8 protein-coding genes are annotated in these 16016 nt (G+C 74.1%); 5 read left to right on the forward strand and 3 right to left on the reverse strand.

Features of this window, described 5'->3' with window-relative positions:
- From ACZ4SA_RS36000 to ACZ4SA_RS36010, 3 genes are all read left to right on the forward strand, one after another.
- Positions 1 to 910 (forward strand): acyl carrier protein (locus ACZ4SA_RS36000; protein WP_468282741.1); only part of this gene is annotated, 910 nt, incomplete at its 5' end.
- 28 nt (positions 911 to 938) lie between these two features.
- Positions 939 to 7406: a type I polyketide synthase gene (locus ACZ4SA_RS36005; RefSeq protein WP_468282744.1), complete on the forward strand. Its 6468-nt coding sequence runs from the start codon at positions 939 to 941 to the stop codon at positions 7404 to 7406.
- A gap of 215 nt (positions 7407 to 7621) precedes the next feature.
- Positions 7622 to 8260, forward strand: coding sequence for a hypothetical protein (locus ACZ4SA_RS36010; protein ID WP_468282747.1), 639 nt, complete (start codon positions 7622 to 7624; stop codon positions 8258 to 8260).
- 39 nt (positions 8261 to 8299) lie between these two features.
- On the opposite strand, the gene ACZ4SA_RS36015 is transcribed toward ACZ4SA_RS36010, so the two are convergent.
- The 3 genes from ACZ4SA_RS36015 to ACZ4SA_RS36025 all read right to left on the reverse strand — a co-directional run bounded on the left by ACZ4SA_RS36015 (position 8300) and on the right by ACZ4SA_RS36025 (position 12674).
- Positions 8300 to 9022 carry a response regulator gene (locus ACZ4SA_RS36015; protein WP_468282750.1) on the reverse strand — a complete coding sequence of 241 codons (723 nt, stop codon included), beginning with the start codon at positions 9020 to 9022 and terminating at the stop codon, positions 8300 to 8302.
- A gap of 166 nt (positions 9023 to 9188) precedes the next feature.
- Complete coding sequence (locus tag ACZ4SA_RS36020; RefSeq protein WP_468282753.1) at positions 9189 to 10934, reverse strand: fatty acyl-AMP ligase; 1746 nt, start codon at positions 10932 to 10934, stop codon at positions 9189 to 9191.
- Positions 10935 to 10952: 18 nt separating this feature from the next.
- Complete coding sequence (locus ACZ4SA_RS36025) at positions 10953 to 12674, reverse strand: flavin monoamine oxidase family protein (RefSeq protein WP_468282762.1); 1722 nt, start codon at positions 12672 to 12674, stop codon at positions 10953 to 10955.
- A gap of 213 nt (positions 12675 to 12887) precedes the next feature.
- On the opposite strand from ACZ4SA_RS36025, the gene ACZ4SA_RS36030 reads away from it, so the two are divergent.
- Positions 12888 to 14753 (forward strand): MDR family MFS transporter, encoded by a 1866-nt coding sequence (locus ACZ4SA_RS36030; RefSeq protein ID WP_468282756.1) that lies wholly within the window; start codon positions 12888 to 12890, stop codon positions 14751 to 14753.
- Complete coding sequence (locus ACZ4SA_RS36035; protein ID WP_468282759.1) at positions 14750 to 15790, forward strand: aminoglycoside phosphotransferase family protein; 1041 nt, start codon at positions 14750 to 14752, stop codon at positions 15788 to 15790. Before ACZ4SA_RS36030 ends, ACZ4SA_RS36035 begins: the two co-directional genes overlap by 4 nt.
- Positions 15791 to 16016: the final 226 nt, after the last annotated feature.

Here is a 16016-nt window from a genome sequence, read left to right on the forward strand (position 1 = left end):
CGGTGTGTTCGGCAACCCGGGTCAGGCCAATTACGCCGCCGCCAACGCCTTCCTCGACGCCCTCGCCGCGCACCGGCAGGCCCTCGGCCTGCCCGGCATCTCCCTCGCCTGGGGCCTGTGGGAGAAGGACAGCGGCATGACGACCGACCTGGGCAGCGGCGATGTGCGCCGGATGGCCAGGGACGGCGTGGTCGCGCTGCCCGACCGCGACGGCCTCGCCCTGCTGGACCTCTCCGTCGGGGCCTCCCTCGACGGTGCGGCGGCACTCGTGCCGATCCGCCTCGACCTCGCGGCGCTGCGCGCCGCGGGCGGAGGGGTTCCTCCGCTGCTCGGCCGGCTCGTGAAGGCGCGGGCCAAGCGGGCGGCGGCGACGGGCGGCACGAGTGGGGCGGCCCTGCGGGAGCGGCTCGCCGGGCTCACCGGCGAGGAGCGGGAGGCGGTCCTGCTCGAGACCGTCACCTCGGAGGTGGCGGCCGTGCTCGGCTACGCCGGGGCCCAGGAGGTCCAGGCCGACCGTGCCTTCCGCGACCTCGGCTTCGACTCGCTGACCGCGGTGGAGCTGCGCAACCGGCTCGGTGAGATCACCGGCCTGCGACTGGCGGCGACGCTGGTCTTCGACCACCCTTCGCCGACGGAACTGGTCGCCCACATCGCGGCCGAACTGGACGAGGCGCACGGCGAGTCCCCGGTGCTCGCCGACCTCGACCGGCTCGCCCGGACGCTGTCCGAGGCACGGCCCGACAGCGGTCAGCGCGCCCGGGTCACGGCCCGGCTGCGGGCCCTGCTCGCGAGCTGGTCCGAAGGGGCCGAGCCGGAGAGCGGGGACCACGACGACATCACCGGAACGATCGAGTCGGCGAGCGACGACGAGATCTTCGAGTTCATCGGCAAAGAGTTCGGTATCTCCTGACCTGCGAACGACGAGGACGCGACACACCATGGCGAACGAAGAGAAACTGCGACACTTCCTCAAGCAGGTCACGGCCGATCTGCACCAGACGCGCCAGCGGCTGAACGAGGAAGAGGCGAAGGCGCACGAGCCCATCGCGATCGTCGGGATCGGCTGCCGCTTCCCCGGCGGGGTCGAGTCGGCCGAGGACCTGTGGGAGCTGGTCGAGCAGGGCCGCGACGGCGTCGTGCCCTTCCCGACCGACCGTGGCTGGGACGTCGACAACGGCGTCCGGCCGCTGGCCTGCCGGAGCGGCGGATTCCTGGAGGACGTGGCCGGGTTCGACCCGGTGTTCTTCGGGATCTCGCCGCGCGAGGCGGCGGCCATGGACCCGCAGCACCGGCTGCTGCTCGAAGTGGCGTGGGAGGCGTTCGAGCACGCGGGCATCGATCCGACGGGCCTGCGCGGCAGCAGCACCGGCGTCTACGCCGGGCTGATGAACAACTCGGACTACGTCTCCGCGCTGACCACCGTCCCCGAGGGCGTCGAGGCGTTCCTCGGCACCGGCAGCACCGGCAGCATCGTCTCCGGCCGCATCGCGTACACCCTCGGCCTGGAGGGTCCTGCGATCACCGTCGACACAGCCTGCTCGTCGTCGCTGGTGACGCTGCACCTGGCCGTGCAGGCGCTGCGGCAGGGCGACTGCTCCCTGGCGCTGGCCGGCGGGGTCACGGTGATGTGCACGCCGACGACGTTCTTCGAACTGAGCCTGCTCCAGGGCCTCGCGCCCGACGGCCGCTGCAAGTCGTTCGCGGATGCCGCCGACGGGACCGGTTTCGCCGAGGGCGCGGGCATGCTCGTGCTCGAACGGCTGTCGGACGCCCGCCGCAACGGGCACCGGGTGCTCGCGGTCGTCCGCGGTACGGCCGTCAACCAGGACGGCGCTTCCAACGGGCTCACCGCGCCCAGCGGTCCGTCCCAGCGCGACGTCATCCTCGCCGCGCTCTCCAACGCCCGGCTGACGCCCGACCAGGTCGACGCGGTCGACGCGCACGGCACCGGCACGACGCTCGGCGACCCGATCGAGGCGCAGGCGCTGATGGCGACCTATGGCGGCAGCCGCCCCGAGGGCCGGCCGCTGTGGCTGGGGTCCCTCAAGTCGAACATTGGCCACACCCAGGCCGCCGCCGGGGTCGCCGGCGTGATCAAGATGGTGCAGGCGATCCGGCAGGGCGCCCTGCCCAAGACCCTCCACGTGGACGCGGCGTCGACCAAGGTCGACTGGTCCGGCGGCGGCATCGAGCTCCTCACGGAGACCCGCTCGTGGCCGGAGACCGGCGCGCCCCGACGGGCCGGGGTGTCGTCGTTCGGCCTGAGCGGGACGAACGCCCACGCCGTCATCGAGCAGGCGCCGGCGGAGCAGGCACCCGACGAGCCCACGGCCGCCGGGTCCACGGTCGCCGCGACCGCGGCTGCCGCGTCCACGGCCGCCGACGATCAGTCCGCCGCAAAGGCCGCCACACAGGCCGCCGGGCAGCCCGATGCCGTCGCCACCGCGCAGGCCCCCACCGCGCGGGCTGCCGCCGCGCACACCTCCGCCACGGAGTCCCTCAACACCTCCGAAGCAGGAACCCCCGTCCCCGTCCTCCTCTCCGGCAAGTCCCCCGACGCGCTGCGCGGTCAGGCCCGGGCCCTGCGCGTCCACCTGCGCCGGAACCCCGGCATCACCCCGTACGAGGCGGGGCGGGCGCTCGTCCGGGACCGGGCCGTGTTCGAGCACCGGGGCGCGGTCGTCGCCGCCGACCGGGACGAGCTGCTGCGCGGCCTCGCGCTGCTGGCCGACGACGAGACCGCCGCGAACGTGGTGCGCGGGACCGCCCGGCCGGGCACCCGGCCCGTGTTCGTGTTCCCCGGCCACGGCACCCAGTGGGTGGGCATGGCGCAGGGGTTGCTCGACTCGTCGCCCGTGTTCGCGGAGTCGGTCGCGGCCTGTGACGCGGCGTTCGCCGAGTTCCAGGACTGGTCGGTCGAGGCCGTCCTGCGCGGCGACCCGGCCGCGCCCACGCTGGACCGGATCGACGCCGTGCAGCCGGTGCTGTTCACGATGATGGTGTCGCTGGCTGCGCTGTGGCGTTCGTACGGCATCGAGCCGGGGGCCGTCGTCGGGCACTCCCAGGGCGAGGTGGCCGCGGCCACCGTGGCGGGCGTGATCGGGCTGCGGGACGGGGCCCGGATCACCGCCGCGCGCAACGTGGCGCTGTGCTCCCTGGCCGGGAAGGGCGCCATGGCGTCCGTCCTGGCCGGGCAGGACGAGGTGCTGGCCCGGATCGCCCGGTACGAGGGCCGGCTGTCGGTCGCGGCGGCCAACGGCCCCTCCGCCTGTGTGGTCTCCGGTGACCCGGACGCCGTGGACGCCTTCGTTGCCGCGTGCGACGAGGACCGGATACGGGCCCGCCGGATCCGCGGGGCGAACGCGGCCGGCCACTCGGCCCAGGTCGAGGCGCTGCGCGAGCGGCTGCTCGACGAGCTGGCCGTGCGACCCGCCGCCGCGGCGCTGCCGGTGTACTCGACGGTGACCGGCGGTCCGATCGACACCACGGAGATGGACGGCGACTACTGGTACCGCAACGCCCGCCAGACCGTGCAGTTCGCCGCCGCCGCCCGGGCGATGCTCGGCGACGGACACCGCGTCTTCCTGGAGGTCAGCCCGCACCCGGTGCTGACGGTCCCGCTGCAGGGCATCGCCGACGACGCCGGCGTCCCCGTCGCCCTGGTGCCGACGCTGCGGCGGGACGAGGGCGGCCGGGACCGGTTCGCCGGCGCACTCGCCCATGCCGCGAGCTGCGGCGCCGTGCCCGACTGGGACACCGTTTTCCCCGAGGAGTGCCGGCCCGTGGAGCTGCCGACGTACGCGTTCCAGCGCGAGCGCTACTGGCTCGACAGCGCCCCGTCCGCCGTTGACGTCTCGGCCGCGGGGCTCCAGTCCGCCGGGCATCCGCTGCTGTCGGCGGCGCTCACCATGGCCGACGGCGGCCACACGGTGCTCACCGGACGCCTTTCGCTGCGCAGCCACCCGTGGCTCGCCGACCACGCGGTGGACGGCACGGTGCTCGTGCCCGGCACCGCGTTCGTCGAGATGGTGCTGAGCGCGGGGGAGCGGGCCGGGTGCCACCGGCTCGAGGAACTCACCCTCGCCACCCCGCTGGTCCTCGTCGGCGACGAGGGGGCCGCCGTGCAGGTCGTCGTCGGCCCGCAGGACGAGGAGGGCCGGCGCCCCGTGTCGGTGCACTCCCGCTCCGACGCCGCAGTCGGCGCCGCACCCGGCGGCGCAGCCGACGACGTCCCGTGGACGACGCACGCCACCGGCGAGCTCGCGCCCGAACCCGCCGCTCCCGACTTCGACTTCGCGCTCTGGCCGCCGGCCGGCGCCGAGCCGCTCTCCGTCGACGGCCTGTACGAGCGGCTGCACGCCGCCGGGGTCGGTTACGGCCCCGTCTTCCAGGGCCTGCGGGCCGCCTGGCGGTCCGACGACGACACGTACGCCGACATCACCCTGCCCGAGCAGGCCGCGTCCGACGCCGCCCGGTTCGGGCTGCACCCGGCCCTGCTCGACGCGTCCCTGCACGCCGGGATGGTCGGCGCCGAGATCTCCGGTGCGGCGCCGCTGCGGCTGCCGTTCTCGTGGACGGGAGTGTCGCACCACCAGGACGGCGCCTACCGGCTGCGGATCCGGCTGACCAGGACGGGCGAGCACCAGATCTCCCTGCGCGCCGCGGACGGCGACGGCACCCCCGTGCTGTCGGCCGACGGACTCGTCGTACGGGAGGTGCCGGCCGAGGCGCTGCGCGGCGCGGCGGGCCGGCACCACGACACCCTCTTCGCGGTCGACTGGACCCCGGTCGCTACCACCGGCCGGGCGGACCTCGGCGACTACACCGTCATCGGCGGCCCGTCCGACACCGGCAGGGGCTCCAGCACCGGCACCGATTCCGGTTCCGAATCCGATGCCAGCTCCGGCTCCGACTCCAGCTCCAACTCCAGCTCCAACTCCAGCTCCGGCACCCGGTACGAGTCCCTCGACGCCCTGATCGAGGCCCTGGAGGCAGGCACTCCCGCGCCGGAACTGGTGCTCCTGCCGTGGGCGGAGCCCGAGGCGCGCGGCGCCCAGGAGGCCGCCGCCCCAGCCCCCGCCGCCGTGCACCGGCACACCACCGACGCCCTCCGCCTCCTCCAGGCCTGGCTGGCCTGTGCGCCGGCCGCCGGGACGCGCCTCGCGTTCGTCACCCGTCACGCCGTGGCCGCCCGGCCGGGCGAAGAGGTCGCCGGCCTGGCGCAGGCGGCCGTGTGGGGCCTCGTCCGCTCCGCGCAGTCGGAGCATCCCGGCCGGTTCGCGCTGGTGGACCTGGACGTCGTCGTCGGCGACGCCGGCGCGGAGCGCGCCCTGGCCGCCGCTCTCGCGAGCGGAGAGCCGCAGACCGCGGTGCGGGACGGTGCCGTCAGCGCCCCGCGGCTCGTCCGGCCCGCCGCCGCCAACGCGCAGGGGGCCGGCCGGGTGGTCGACCCGGACGGCACGGTGCTCGTCACCGGCGCGTCCGGCACCCTGGGTGCCCTCGTCGCCCGGCACCTCGTGGTCGAGCACGGCGTGCGCCACCTGCTGCTGACCAGCCGGCGCGGGCTCGCCGCCGAGGGCGCGGCGGCGCTGCGCGACGAACTGGCCGGGCTCGGCGCCGAGGTGGCGTTCGAGGCCTGCGACACCGGTGACCGGGCGGCCGTGGCCGCGCTGCTCGCGGGGATCCCCGCGGACCGCCCGCTGACCGCCGTCGTGCACAGCGCGGGCGTCCTCGACGACGGTGTCCTGGACGCCCTGACGCCCGAGCGGCTCGGCGCGGTCCTGCGACCCAAGGTGGACGCCGCGCTGCACCTGCACGAGCTGACCCGCGACCTCGACCTGTCGGCGTTCGTCCTGTTCTCGTCCGCCGCCGGTGTCGCCGGCAACCCGGGCCAGGCCAACTACGCCGCCGCCAACGCCTTCCTGGACGCGCTCGCCGCGCACCGGCAGGCGCTCGGCCTGCCCGCGACCTCGCTCGCGTGGGGCCTCTGGAACGAGCGCAGCGGCATGGCGGGCGACCGCGACGACGAGGACCTGAAGGCGGCGCTGCGGACCGGCATCGCCGGTCTCGACACCGACGAGGGGCTCGAACTCTTCGACCTCGCCCTGCGCTCCGGCCGGGACCATCTGGTGCCGATGCGGCTGGACTTCGCCGCCCTGCGCACCCAGCTGGACGAGGTGCCGCCGCTGCTGCGCGGCCTGATCAAGGTGCCGCCGCGGCGCTCCGGGCCCGTCGACGGTGCCGCGCGGGAGTTCCGGGACCGTCTCGGGCGCGCCGCCGAGGCCGAACGGCCCGGTGCGGTCCTGGAGTTCCTCCGGACCCAGGTGGCGTCGGTGCTGGCCCTGCCCGACGCCGGGGCGGTCGACCCCGAGCGGGCCTTCCTGGAGATGGGCTTCGACTCGCTGACCGCGGTCGAGCTCCGTAACCGGCTGGCACGGGCGGCCGGCGTGCCGCTGCCACCGACGGTCGTCTTCGAGAACCCGACGCCGTCCGCGCTCGCCGCGTACCTCGCGGGCGCGGTCGCCGCCGCCCCGGCCGCCGGGACGGACGCCCCGGCCCCGGCACCCGGGCGGGACAAGAGCGTGTTCGGGCCGATGGCCCGACGGGCCGCGGAGATGGACCGGCTCGCCGAGTTCACCGGACTGCTGTCGGCCGCCTCCGAGTTCCGTCCCGTGTTCACCTCCGGGGAGCAGCTGACCGGCGAACTCGACGTCGTACGCCTCGCGAAGGGGCCCGCGGGCCCCGGCCTGGTGTGCATCCCGTCGGTCCTCGCGATGTCGGGGCCGCACGAGTACGCCCGGTTCGCCGCCGCCCTGCGCGACGTGCGGGACGTGTCGGTGCTGCCGGCGCCCGGCTTCCGCGCCGGGGAGCTGTTCCCGGCGAGCGTGGACGCGCTCGCCGAGGCGCACGCGGCCGCCCTGCTGGCCCACGTGGGAGAGGCGCCGTTCGCGGTCGCCGCGCACTCCTCCGGCGGACTGCTCGCGCACGCCCTCGTACGGGCGTTGGAGGCCCGCGGGGTGCGGCCGGCGGCGCTGGTCCTGATGGACGTGTACGCGCCGAGCCGTAAGGCGTTCGACGGGATCGAGAGCAGGCTGGCCGAGGGTCTGGGCGGCGACACGGGCGGATTCCTGCCCATGGACGACGCCCGCCTGACGGCCATGGGCGGCTACTTCCGGCTCTTCGGGCAGTGGCGGCCGGAGCCCGTGGCGGCCCCGACGCTGCTGGTCCGCGCCGAGGCGCCGCTCGCCGCATGGGACGCGGGTGCCGCGGGTGACGACTGGCGCTCCCGCTGGGAGCACCCGCACGACGTCGTCGACACCGCCGGCGACCACTTCTCGATGATGGAGGACCACGCCGCCGCCACCGCCGCGGCCGTGGACCGCTGGCTCGCCGCCACGGCCGGCTGAGCGGGTCGAACGACCAGGCAGGAAGGCCGGACGGGCCGGGTTCACCCCGGCCCGCCCTCGGATGGACCCCGGGTGGACCCGAGGGTGGAGAGAATTCCCCTCCCGTCCGGCCCCGTACCTCCACCGCCGGGCCCAGGAAACGGCGAGCGCCCGGCCGTAGTTTCTACTTCGACGAGGAAAAGCCCCTGGCCGTGGGGCGGATGAAGGGGGCTCACATGAGTGACGCCATGAAGGAAGCGCTGCTGCTCAGCGGTGCGCTGTTCGCGATCGTCATGCTGACCCAGGTCGGCCGGCACAGCTTCGGCTGGATCAAGTTCACCGTGTCCATGGGCTTCACGCTCTACCTCTACTGGGACACGTACGAGCGGACGCCGTACACCGGGGCCAACTACACGGCCGCGCTGGTGGGCACGCTGATCGGTGCGGGCATCGGGTACTTCCTGATGCGGAACATGGTCGTGTACCGCAACGAGCAGAAGAAGCACAAGGTCTACACCCGGGCCGGCTGGGTCTACCTCGGCATCTGGATCGCCGTCCTGGTGCTGCGCACCTGCTTCCTGCTGGGGCTCGAGAACTCGGACGCGTTCGCCGAGAAGGTCGGCACGTTCATGATCGAGAACGATCTGGGGTCGGACGGCATCGCCGCCTTCTTCGTCATGATGGCGATGACGATGGTCGGTTACCGCACCCTGGTCTGCCTCATCCGGGCCCGGCGACTGCCGCCGGCCCCCCAGACCCCGTCCGGCGAGCCCGCCGGTACGGTCACGACGCCCGCGGCGGGCACGGGCGGAGCCGGGGAATCCCCCGTCACCGGTTCCACCGCCGCCGCGCGCGACGGGGCGACGACGGCCTGACCGTCGTCCCGCCCCGCCCCGCTGACCCGGCCCTGTCCCTCAGGGCCGGGTCAGCCCTTGTTGGAAGGCGTAGCGCACGGCGTCCGCCCGGTTGCGGGCGTCGATCTTGGCGAACGCGTTGTTGATGTGGGTCTTGACGGTCGTCTCCTCGATGAACAGCGCGGAGGCGATCTCCGCGTTGTTCAACCCCTCGGCGATCAGCCGCAGTACGTCCACCTCACGGGCCGTTAGGCCGTCCGGGAAGACCCGCCGGCGGTTCGGCCGCGGCTGCTCCGTCCGGGCCGGTTCGGCCTCCGCCGGGGCCGCCGGCGGCGGGGACGCGGCGAGCGCGGCCGCGAGCCGGCTGGCCACCGTCGGGTCGAACGTGGACTGACCGTGCGCCGAGTTACGGATCGCCATCGCGATCTGCTCGCGGTTGGCGTCCTTGGTGAGGTAGCCGCGGGCACCGGCGCTCAGCGCGGCGGCGATCGACTCGTCGTCGGCGTAGGTGGACAGCGCGAGGACGGTCACGTCCGGGTGTTCGGCGAGGATGCGGGCGGTCGCCTCCGCGCCGCCCATCTTCGGCATCCGCAGGTCCATCAGGACCACCCGCGGCCGGGTCTCCGCCACCATGCGGACCGCCTCGGCGCCGTCGGCGGCGCCGCCGACGACCTCGATGTCGTCCATCAGGTCGAGCAGGGACATCAGCCCCTCGCGGACGAGCTGCTGGTCGTCGACGACCAGGACCCGCACCGGTCCCGCCGTGTGTTCCGTCTCGCTCACGCGCAAACCCCCGTAGTCATGCTGTTCTGTTCGTTCCGTCGGCGGAGCATCGTCGTCCGCATCGTGCAGCGACGAACCTATCGTCTGTACGACGAAGGGCACGGGCCCGCGGCTCCCGGAGGACTTTCCGGGAGCCGCGGGCCCGTGCCCGTGGTCGAAAGGCGGGTCAGCGCGCGGCGGCCTGCGCCAGTTCGCCCGCCAGGTACAGCGCGCGGCAGACGCGACGCTGCACCTTGCCGCTGGTCGTCCGGGGCAGCGCGCCCCGGCGGATGAGGAGCACCTCGTCCGTGCGCAGCCGCTGCCCGTCGTGGACGGCGGCCCCCACCCGCTCGCGCACCCGCTCGGCGCCGTGGGCGCGCAGCACCCTGCCGTCCGTCTCCACCACGAGGACCAGGCGCTCGGTGGCGCCGTCGTCGACGGAGAACGCGGCCGCGCAGTTGGGGCGCAGCCCCTCGACCGCGTTCTCGGCGGACAGCTCGATGTCCTGCGGGTAGAAGTTCCGGCCGTTGCGGATGATGACGTCCTTCAGCCGGCCCGCCACGAACAGTTCCCCGTCGTGCGTGAAGCCCAGGTCGCCGGTGCGCAGGTGGCGGACGCCGGGCTCGCCCGCGACCTCGGCCGCGAACGTCTCCCGGGTCTCCTCCGCCCGCTCCCGGTAGCCCTGCGCGACGCACGGCCCGGAGAGCCAGATCTCGCCGATCTCGCCGTCCGGCCGGGCCCCGCCCGTCGCCGGGTCGACGATCCGTACGCGGGTGGTGGACGCGGCGGTCCCGGCGCCGATCAGCGGCTGCGCGCCCTCCTCGGCCGCGGCGCGCAGCTCCAGGCGGCCCTCCAGGAGGGCGTCGCTGCCGACCCACAGCACGGTGGGCTCCCGGTCCGCGGGGGAGGCGGTGGCCTTGAGGGTGTTCTCGGCGAGACCGTAGCCGGGGCACATGGCCTCCGGTGCGAAGCCGGCGGAGGCGAACGCCTCGGTGAACGCCCGCACGGCCCGGTGCCGCACCGGCTCGGCGCCGTTGGCGGCCACCCGCCACGCGGACAGGTCCAGGGGCGCGCGCGGCCCGTTCTCCGCGAGGTCGGCCACGCACAGCTCGTACGCGAAGCTGGGCGCGGCGGCGTGGGTGCCGCGGTATCGGGTCAGCGCCTCCAGCCAGCGCAGCGGCCTGCGGATGAACGCGGCCGGTTCCATGAGGTACGCGGGCACGCCCGAGCAGAGCGGCAGCAGCACCCCGAACAGCATGCCCATGTCGTGGAAGAGCGGCAGCCAGGACACGACGACGCCGTCCGGGCCGGTCGGCCAGACGTCCTCGGTCTCGGCCACGTTGTGCAGGAAGTTGGCGTGCGTGACCATCACGGCCTTGGGGTGCCCGGTGGAGCCCGAGGTGTACTGGAGCAGCGCCACGTCCTCCGGCCCGGGCGCGGGCCCGTCCCAGCCGTCCGGGCCCTCGGACAGCGTCTCGGTGTCCACGAGCCGCAGCCCGGCCAGCTCCGGCACGCCGGCGAACCGTTCCTCCAGGTCCTCCTTGATCGCGCCGGTGGTCAGGATCGTGGTCGTGCCCGCGTCGTCGGCGATCCGCTGCAGCCGTTCCAGGCCGCGCCGCCGGGTGGGCACCTGCACGGGGGCCGGGGCCACCCGTGCGTACATGCAGCCGAGGAGGGTGCGGACGAACTCGATGCCCGACGGGTACAGCAGGACGGCGCTGTCGCCGGCGCCGAGTCCGGCGGCGGACAGGGCGGCGGCCCGCGCGCGGGCCGCCGACTCCAGTTCGCGGTAGGTGAGGGCCCCGTCGGGTGTCTCGCCGTCGCGCAGGTACACGTAGGCGGTCTCGTCCGGCTGCTTGACGCTGCGCAGGGCGAGGGCCTCCGTCACGGTGAGCGCGGGGGCCGGGGCGTATTCCGGTCTTGCTATGGCCATGGTGGTTGGTCCTGTTCTTCAGTCGTAGGGGAGTACAACCGGAGCGAGGAAGGCGAAGAGGTCACCGGGGCCGGGGTTCGCGGGGTGCGTGCGCCCGCCGAGCCGGTGCAGGACGCCCCAGACCGCGTTGAGCGCGGTGGTGACCGCGCCTTCGGCGAAGCCGGGGGTCCAGGAGATGCCGTCGCCGCACAGGAAGAGCCCGCCGTGCCCGGAGCCGACGGCGTCGGCGGTGTCGTCGGCGTCGTCGGCTCGCGCCTCGTGCGCGAACTGGGTGAACAGCCGCCGCTGGTAGCGGTATTGGCCGGGCAGGTTGGCGCGGAAAGCACCCATGAAGTGCGGTTCGGTCTCCCAGGTGACGCCGATGGGCCCGTCGATGATGTGCGAGCGGATGTCGACGCCGGGATAGATGTCGGAGAGCCGCGCGAGCAGCACGTCGAGCCGCTCCCGCTCCGACAGGGTCGCGAACTTCAGCGAGTCGTCGTTCCACGTGTACGACAGGCACATCACGCCGGGCCGGTCGGGGCCCTGGTCGAAGAGGTACACGCCGCGCGCGGAGCGGTCGGTGAGGGTCATGCCCATGGTCTCGCGGCCGGTGCGCGGATCGATGTCGCGCCAGAACGGCCGGTCGGTGAGCACGAAGAGCTTGGAGCTGCCCATGTAGTGGGTGCGTTCGACGGCGAGCCACTGGTCGGTGGAGAGCAGCGAGGCGTCGCAGTCGATCCGGTTCAGCAGCGTCCACACATGGGGGGTGAACACGACGGCCGCGTGCCGGTGGACGCCGCCGGACGCGTCGGTGATCTCGATCTCGGGTCCGCGGGCGCGCAGCGCCCGCACCCCGGGCCGGGGGGAGCCGCCGTGCAGCGAGGCGAGCGACGTTCCGGCGGGCCAGTGCGCCAGGTCCGCGGGGGAGCGGGTCCACAGTCCGCGCGGGAGCCGCTCGGAGCCGCCCTCGATCAGGAGGTGGTCGGCGTCGGCGTCGGTGACGACGACCCGCAGGATCTCCAGCATCGAGTTGGGGAAGTCGGTGTCCCAGCCGCCGCTGCCGAAGCCGACCTGACCGAAGATCTCGCGGTGGCGGAACGAGCGGAACGCGGGCGAGGAGGCAAGGAACCCGTAGAACGACATGTCGTCGTACTCGCCGACGAGCCGGTTCCACACGCTCTTGAGCGTGGCCGTGTCCCGGTCCTGGACGGCGCCCCGCAGCAGGGAGAGCTCCGCCCGCTCCTGGAGCGACTTGTCCCAGGCCGTGGACACCTCGTGGAACACGGCGGGGAGTTCGGCGGCGGTACGCGCCCACTCGCGCCGGCCCGCGAGGTCGATCACCGTCGTCGGAGTGTCCGCGGCGAGCGGGTTCGGGAACGGGCGGGTGCCGAGGCCCAGCAGGTCGACGTAGTGGAACAGCGCGCGGGCCGACACCGGGAAGCGCATGGCGCCCATCTCCGCGACGCTCGACGGGTCCCGCGGGAACGGCAGGGACCGCATCCGGCCGCCGAGCCGGCCCGCCTCGTACACCACGGGACGCAGCCCGAGCCGCAGCAGCTCGTAGGCGGCCGTCATCCCGGCCATGCCGGCCCCGACGACGGCGACCTCCGTGCCGTGACGTTCCGGGGGCAGGGAGCCGAGACCCGCGGGGTGGCGGAGCCAATCGTCGTAGGCGAAAGGGAAATCCGGTACGAGCATGGTCACGGGAGGGGAACTGTCTGGCGTCATCGAGAAGACCTCTCGGGCCGTGCGCGAAATCCGGATCGGAAGGCGGCGGAATCCGGTGGACGCCTTAAATTGAGCCGAGCGGCTCCCCGCCCGGACAACCCCTAGACGCCCCAGGAAAGCCGTGGCCCCCCCATAGGGGCTTGCCCGGGCGCATTCCGGCCGTTCACTCTGATCACTCCGGCCGTCGGGGAATTCAGTGAAATGCGCGAGTATCCGGCGGCGTGCACCGAGGGGGACACACGCATGACAACCTCGAGCCCCGCTCGCCGTGCGCGCGGAAGGCACCGGAAGCCCCCCGCGTGGTCGCGGGCCGGCCGACGCGCGGCCAAGGCGCCGCGCGAGGCCGAGGCGGCCCGGAGCGGGGTCGAGGAGCCGCGCGACGAGGGGTCACCGGCCGGCGCCGGCACGGCTGCTGACACCGACAACGGCGCCGCTGCTGCCGCTTCCGCTGGCTCTGCCGACGCCTCGGCCGAGGACGGGGTGTCGCAGGAGGAGCGGGAGCGCACCCACCGGCTGATCATGGCCATCATGCCGGGCCTGATGGCGGGCATGTTCCTGTCGGCGCTCGACCAGATGGTCATGAGCGCCTCGATCCGCACGATCGCCGACGACCTCGGCGGCCTCCAGCTGCAGGCCTGGGCGACCACCGCGTACCTGATCACCTCGACGGTGACGACCCCGCTCTACGGCAAGCTGTCCGACATCTACGGCCGCAAGCCCCTGTTCGTCGCCGCGGTCGTGCTGTTCACGGCGGGCTCCCTCGCCTGCGCGGCGGCCGGCACCATGCACCAACTGGCCCTGTTCCGGGGCCTGCAAGGGCTCGGCGGCGGCGGGCTCACCGCCGTCGCGATGGCGATCACCGCCGATCTCGTACCGCCGAAGGACCGCGCCCGCTACCAGGGCATGTCGATGGCGGTCTGGCTGTCGGCGAGCCTCCTCGGCCCGCTGATCGGCGGCCTGTTCGCCGGTGCGGGCGACGTCCTCGGCGTGTCCGGCTGGCGCTGGATCTTCCTGATCAACGCGCCCATCGGAGCCGTCGCCCTGGTCGTGATCGTGCGGGTCCTCAACGTGCCGCACCGGGCCCGCTCGCGCCGGATCGACCACTGGGGCGCCACCGCCATCACCGCCGGCACCGTCCCGCTGCTGCTCCTGGCGGAGCAGGGGCAGGCGCGCGGCTGGACCTCCGCCTGGTCGCTGACCTGCGCCGGGCTCGGCACCGCCGGGTACCTCGGATTCCTGCTGGTCGAGCGGCGGATGGGCGCGGACGCGCTGATCCCGCTGCACCTCTTCCGGATCCCGACGTTCAGCGTCGCCATCGCCGTGTCGATGCTGGTCGGCGGGGGCATGTTCGGCGCGATCTCCGTCGTACCGCTGTACCTGCAGATCGTCGGCGGCAACGCGCCCGTACAGGCCGGTCTGATGATGCTGCCGATGATGGCCGGCGTCGTGATCTCGACCATCTGGTCCAGCAAGGTCCTCAAGCGCGGGGGCGGCTACAAGATGTTCCCGGTGATCGGCGCGCTCGTCACCGGAGCCGGCATGTTCGTCTTCCGCACCGCCGGTCCCGAGACCCCGGCCTGGGTGCCGATGTTGGTGCTCGTCGCCTTCGGCATCGGCATCGGCAACTGCACCCGGACCCTCATGGTCGCCGCGCAGAACTCGGTGCCGGTCGCCGACATCGGGACGGCCACCGCCTCGCTCACCTTCTTCCGGCAGGTCGCCGGGGTGTTCGGGGTGGCCCTGTTCCTGTCGGTGCTGTTCGGCGCGCTGCCCGGCCGGGTCGCCGACGCGGCCGCCCGGCCCGAGGTGGCGGCCGTCGCCGCCGACCCGGCCGTGGCCCGCGACCCGCGCAACGCGCCGTTCTTCGAGATCGAGAACGGCACCCGTCGGCAGCTCGACGACTCCTCGTTCCTCGACCACGCCGACACCCGGCTGACCGGCCCGTTCCGCGAGGCCTTCGACGCCGCGAGCGACCTGGTGTTCCTCATCGGGGGCGGCGTCATGGTCGTCACCGCCGTCCTCGCCCTGTTCCTGAAGGAAGTACCGCTGCGCGACATGAGCGCGGCCCAACTTGCCGAGCGGGAAACCGCCGCGAAGGAGTACGCATGACCACCGCAGAAGCAGTCGACCAGCCGCTGGGCCGGGTCACGGACACCGACACCGCCGGCTTCGACGCGGTGACCCCCTGGGCAGAGGACGCCTGGCGCACCGAGGCCCTGGCGTGGGTCGCCGGGCACCTCGCCCGGCGCGGCCTGAGACCGGCGGCGGACGGCCTGCAGGTGCGCCTGCGCCCCTGGTCGGTGCTCGTACGGGTGCCCCTCGAGGGCGGCTCGTGCGTCTGGTTCAAGGCCAACCCCCCGGCCTCCCGCTTCGAGCCCGCGCTCGCCGGGGCGCTGCACACGTGGGTGCCCGGCCAGGTCCTCGAACCGCTCGCCGTGGACACCGACCGCGGCTGGACGCTCCACCCCGACGGCGGCGAACTCTTCGGCGACCTGGCCGACGACCCGCAGGCCTGGCAGGACGTGCTGCTGCAGTACGCGGTGCTCCAGCGGACCGTGTCCGCCCACCGCGACGAGCTCCTCGCGTTCGGGCTGCCCGACCTGCGGCCCTCGATGCTCGGCCCGGTCTTCGGCATGCTGACCCACCGCACCGGCGGCCTCGACGACCAGGTGCACGGCGCCCTCAAGAAGATGGCCGGCCGGTTCGCCGGGTGGTGCGCCGAGCTCGACGCGTCCGGCGTCGCCGCCACCCTCGACCACTCCGACCTGCAGGAGGGCCAGCTGTTCCGGGCCGGCGGCGGCTCGTACGTCTTCCACGACTGGGACGCGGCCTCCGTCGCCATGCCCTTCACCAGCCTGCTCGTGGTGGCCCGGGTCGTCCGGGAGCGCTTCGGCGACGAGGCGCCCGCCGTGCTCGCCCGGCTGCGCGACGTCTACCTGGAGCCGTGGACCGACGACGGCCACACGATGCCCGAGCTGCGCCGCCTCGCCGACCTCGCCACCCGGGTCGGGCCGATGGGCCGGGCCATGCGGGCCCTCGCGCCGGGACGCATGTTCCCGGGCAGCGACCTGGACCTCAGGGCGATGCACTCCGTGGGCGTCCAGGAGGGGCTCGCGGCCGCCTGCGGCTTGATGCTCGCCGACTGAACTCGCCGCGACACCACACCCCGGCCCGGTGTCCGCCCGTGTGGGCTGACCCCGGGCCGGGGCGCTTTCCCGGTCCCGGTCCCGGTCCCGGTCCTGATCCCGATCCCACGTCCCGTATTCCCCCGCGGAACCTAGTGTCCTGAGTCGTTAGTTCGCTTGCGGTTGTAGGGTGGGGTGATGCCTGGTCCGAAGCCGTTGCCTCTGGAGCTGTCCGATCACGAACGCC

The sequence above is a fragment of the Streptomyces sp. NPDC027962 genome (assembly GCF_055566095.1).

What these genes read in the sequence shown, in the direction of transcription:
- ACZ4SA_RS36010 (WP_468282747.1), top strand. Translation starts at nt 7,622, where the DNA reads ATGAGTGACGCCATGAAGGAAGCGCTGCTGCTCAGCGGTGCGCTGTTC.
- ACZ4SA_RS36005 (WP_468282744.1), top strand. Translation starts at nt 939, where the DNA reads ATGGCGAACGAAGAGAAACTGCGACACTTCCTCAAGCAGGTCACGGCC.
- ACZ4SA_RS36030 (WP_468282756.1), top strand. Translation starts at nt 12,888, where the DNA reads ATGACAACCTCGAGCCCCGCTCGCCGTGCGCGCGGAAGGCACCGGAAG.
- ACZ4SA_RS36035 (WP_468282759.1), top strand. Translation starts at nt 14,750, where the DNA reads ATGACCACCGCAGAAGCAGTCGACCAGCCGCTGGGCCGGGTCACGGAC.
- ACZ4SA_RS36020 (WP_468282753.1), bottom strand. Translation starts at nt 10,934, where the DNA reads ATGGCCATAGCAAGACCGGAATACGCCCCGGCCCCCGCGCTCACCGTG.